Raw genomic sequence first — 4,133 nt, 5'->3', positions numbered from 1 at the left:
ATGACCGTTGGTAATAGGATCAAACGTTCCCGGGTAGAGGGCTATTTTATGCATCAGGATTCCATCGTTTATAAAGATTGTTCTCGATACCGAGAAGATCGAACCATTTGCCGATCATAAAATTTTCCATTGATTCCAGATCTTCCTGATCGCCGTAGTAGGCAAGGACGGGTGGGGCAATAATGACTCCTAGCATAGAAAGCTTATGCATATTTTCCAATGCGATAGGAGAAAAAGGGATCTCACGCGGTGCGAGAACCAAGGTGCGCCGTTCTTTGATCATGACGGCTGCGGCGCGGGTAATGAGGTTATCGGCGATACCGCAGGCGATTTTGGCAAGGGTATTCATACTGCACGGAGTGATGATCATCGCATCCGCACCGTACGAACCTGAGGCTACGGAAGCCCAAATTTCATCGTTTTTGTGGAGAATCAGGTTCTCTTCTTTTTCGAGAACAATTTGGGCGTGATCCGAGAGTATCAGATGTTTCTGTATCTCTGAGGGGAGGGCGCGGACGAGTTTAAGACCTAATGCCGCCCCGCTGGCCCCGCTGATCCCTACGACGATTTTCATTGTAATTCCACCCGATTTTCTCCGATTACTTTGGCTTTGACACGCTTGCCGTCATTTTTTTGGACTGTAATAATATCATAGAGTAGCCCCTCTTGCGTTGCCGTAGCAGCAAACTCCACGACAACAGAGTCATTTTTGACCTCAACGACCACTTTTTCATTTTTCAAAACGAGGGGGACGGTTTCAATGTTGCGAAGCGTTAAAAGCTGTCCTGCTCTGAGATTGGATCTAAAGCGTGAGGATTCTGAGGGAAGAGTGGCTAGCGGCGTATCGATAAACGAGGTAAAAGGGATTTGTTTGATCTGGGTATTAAAGCCGCTGATACGATCCCGACGTGAAACTTTTTGGTTGGTGTGGAGGATGTTGATAGTAGCGCGAACACTGTAGTCCAAATACCGTCTAATCCCCGTTTCATCAACGATATAAAAAGTCCCTTTAGCATTAGTAAACAGGTGCTCATCAAATACGCCGCGCCCCTTTTTCGGTAGAGACGTGAGATAACCTCTGGGCGTAATGATGATCTCTTCGATACGTATAGAGGGGTATTGCGCTCGTAAAAGAGACTCTAACTGATTTTTTATCGGGGTAAAATCGACGGGACTTTGTTGTATAAAATTGACATAACGCACTTTAGCTATATCGATTTCGACTCCGTTGAGTTCAAAGGTCTTGGCAATAACTTGCGCATTGATACGATATTGAGTTTTATCTTCAGGAATTTTCAGAAGCTCAAATTTTTTTGTAAGATCGGGAAATAAATCCGTGGAATAGAGGGTGTGATTGATATAGGTGTAATCTTCTTTAAGCTCATAAGCATTGAGCGTGAGAGAAAAGAGGAGAGTGAAAAAGAGTTTATTCATTAGAGAATTGTAACATAAGGGTATTTGTTTTTTATTTGCTTTACGTTATCCTCTAACAATTAAAACTTTTATAAAAGTAGCAGTATGTTTTTTAGAAAAAAAGATTTTTTATCCGAATTGGGTTCTGCTGAGCAAGATAGGATCCGTTTTGAACAAGTCGGAGTTGCCTATAAACAGGCTTTTGCTTCCATATTTCCACTCTTTTTAGGCGCTTCCATCGCGTTATTTTTGTTTTATAAGACCCGTGTTGCAATGTGGGTAGAAATTTGGTTTCTATTAGTCATGGCAACCTTGATATGGCGTATATGGGTGTTGATAGAGTACCGCAAGCATGTTGAAAATGAATCAACTAAACGCTGGGAGAAGCGGTTTTACGCCATGATGATTACCTCTGCATTGTTGTGGGGATGGGTTGCCCTTTTTATATTTCAAACTTCTAATCCGCTTCACCAATTTTTTCTCATATTTATGATTTCCGGGATTGCATCTATCGCATCCGGTACGTTGGCATCTCTTTTTGGATTATCAATACTGTTTTTAATTTTGCTTCTTGCTCCGTTATTCGTCGTAATATTTTTTCATGGCGGTTTAGAATTTCAAATGATGGGTATTTTGGTTTTAACCTTTTTTATCTTGTTGGTAAGTGCGGCAAGCCGAATACATAAAAATATCATGAGTGCCCTTGTCTCGAAAATTCTTCACGAAAAAGCGACGGCCGCACTGGCTCTTTCCGAAGAGCATTTTGAAACGATTTTTAAAGAGGCTCCGGCAGGGATTTTTTATTACAACTCCGATTTGATCGTCATTGATTCAAATATGGAAATGTTGCAAATTTTACGTATCGATCGAGAAGAATTTATCGGGATGGATCTTAAAAAACTCTCCGATAACTCTTTATATGAAGCGTTGGTGGAACCTATACACGGCGATAAAGGGTATTACGAGGGTGCATACACCTCAATGATCCAAAAACTTCATTTATGGATCACATTGCGTACATCACCGATGTATGATACGAAGCATAATATTATCGGAGGTGTTGCGATCGTTACCGATATTACGGAGCGGATTGTTGCCGAAGAGAAAGTAAAACATCAAGCCTATTACGATGCTCTGACCGATATACCGAACCGTATTTTGCTCAGAGATCGAATCGAACAATCCCTTGCTCACCATCGCCGTTATCGGAGTTTGATCGCGGTCATGTTTTTAGATTTGGATCATTTTAAAAGTATTAACGACTCTTTAGGTCATCATATCGGCGATATGATTTTGATCGAAACGGCATCACGGCTAAGTTCTATTTGTCGTGAGGGGGACACCGTATCTCGCTTGGGTGGAGATGAATTTGTAATACTACTGAATGAGCTAGGAACCGATCCTCATGTCGCCGCAACCCGTGCTGAAAGTGTTGCTGAAAAAATACACGCTATTTTAACCCTTCCGTTTGAAACGGGGCAGGTTGAACCGCTCATTACCAGTACGAGTATCGGGATTGCTTTGGTAGGATCGGATGATCAAAGTGCCGACGATTTGCTTAAATTTGCCGATACGGCGATGTATCAAGCTAAAAAAGAGGGGCGTAATACGACCCGATTTTACCAAGAGCAAATGGATCAGTGGATCAAAAAACGGCTTTTTATGGAAAATGCCCTCCGCCATGCTATCAAAAACAATGAGCTTGAACTCTATTATCAGCCTGTTATTGAGATAGCAACCAAAAGAATAATCGGAGCCGAAGCGTTGTTACGCTGGAATCACCCTGAGATGGGGTTGGTAATGCCTGATGAGATGATCTCGATTGCTGAAGAGAGCGGGTTAATCGTCCCTATCGGCGAATGGGTATTGCGTGAGGCATGTACACAGTTTGTTCGTTGGCGTGCAGATCGTGTCGGAAAATCTCATATCGAGCGTATCGCCATCAATGTCAGTGCGGTACAGTTTCGCCAAAGCGATTTTGTCGATAAAGTGATCCGTATCGTGGCAGAGAGCGGGATTGTCCCCTCCATGCTTGAACTTGAACTGACTGAGTCGATGATTATTGACAAGATTGATACCGTAATTGAGAAAATGAACCGATTACGAACGGCGGGGATAGGTCTTTCAATGGATGATTTCGGTACGGGGTATTCATCACTTGCGTATTTGAAACGGCTTCCGTTTACGACATTGAAAATTGATCGAAGTTTTGTCCGCGATATTATGTTGGACAAAGATGATGCCGCTTTGGTTGAGACGATTCTCTCTATCGCCTCGATTTTTAATCTCGATGTCATTGCAGAGGGTGTGGAGACGATTGAGCAGTTTAACTTTTTAGAAAATCACGGATGTTCCTATTTCCAAGGCTATTTGTGCTCTAAGCCGGTTCAGGTACCGACGTTTGAAGAGCTTCTCAGCTACGATGTCCAGAGCTGTCACACACGCAGATAGCTATACGATCTCTTGGGTGCGTAAAATCGCTTTATCGATATGATCGACGATGTTTTCTTCCCCGATCTTTTCATCGATATGCGATTGTGAGATAAAGCGTCGAACTTGCGGATTGACCCCTGAGAGGATCAATACCGTTTGGTTCTGAGCGAGCCTCTCATGCAAAATTTCAAGGGCGTGCAAACCTGCCGCATCGATGAGGGGAACGTAGCGCATTCGTAGAATAAACACCTTTGGTGGGGTTTCAAACAGCAAGAGGGTATCGACCA

At 43.0% G+C, this 4,133-nt stretch carries 4 protein-coding genes; 1 reads left to right on the top strand and 3 read right to left on the bottom strand.

The window, feature by feature from the left end:
- Positions 1 to 46: 46 nt before the first annotated feature.
- Both VFW36_RS04065 and flgA read right to left on the bottom strand, forming a co-directional pair.
- A complete protein-coding gene (locus VFW36_RS04065) occupies positions 47 to 574 on the bottom strand; it encodes a UbiX family flavin prenyltransferase (RefSeq protein ID WP_329657534.1) in 528 nt (175 codons plus the stop codon).
- Positions 571 to 1,434 carry a flagellar basal body P-ring formation chaperone FlgA gene (gene flgA, locus VFW36_RS04060; RefSeq protein ID WP_329657533.1) on the bottom strand — a complete coding sequence of 288 codons (864 nt, stop codon included), beginning with the start codon at positions 1,432 to 1,434 and terminating at the stop codon, positions 571 to 573. Before flgA ends, VFW36_RS04065 begins: the two co-directional genes overlap by 4 nt.
- A gap of 84 nt (positions 1,435 to 1,518) precedes the next feature.
- On the opposite strand from flgA, the gene VFW36_RS04055 reads away from it, so the two are divergent.
- Entirely contained in the window at positions 1,519 to 3,864 is a 2,346-nt protein-coding gene (locus tag VFW36_RS04055; RefSeq protein ID WP_329657532.1) for a putative bifunctional diguanylate cyclase/phosphodiesterase, read from the top strand.
- Here the strand turns inward: VFW36_RS04055 and VFW36_RS04050 are convergent.
- Positions 3,865 to 4,133: sodium-independent anion transporter (locus tag VFW36_RS04050; RefSeq protein ID WP_329657531.1), on the bottom strand; the 269-nt coding region annotated here is incomplete at its 5' end. It lies immediately after the preceding gene.

The sequence above is a fragment of the Sulfuricurvum sp. genome (assembly GCF_036279695.1).
GTDB lineage: Bacteria > Campylobacterota > Campylobacteria > Campylobacterales > Sulfurimonadaceae > Sulfuricurvum.
This window is presented reverse-complemented; position numbering and strand designations above follow the sequence as displayed.

Bases quoted from the DNA above. Each gene is read 5' to 3' on its own strand.
- VFW36_RS04055 (WP_329657532.1), top strand. From the start codon at position 1,519: ATGTTTTTTAGAAAAAAAGATTTTTTATCCGAATTGGGTTCTGCTGAG.
- VFW36_RS04065 (WP_329657534.1), bottom strand. From the start codon at position 574: ATGAAAATCGTCGTAGGGATCAGCGGGGCCAGCGGGGCGGCATTAGGT.
- flgA (WP_329657533.1), bottom strand. From the start codon at position 1,434: ATGAATAAACTCTTTTTCACTCTCCTCTTTTCTCTCACGCTCAATGCT.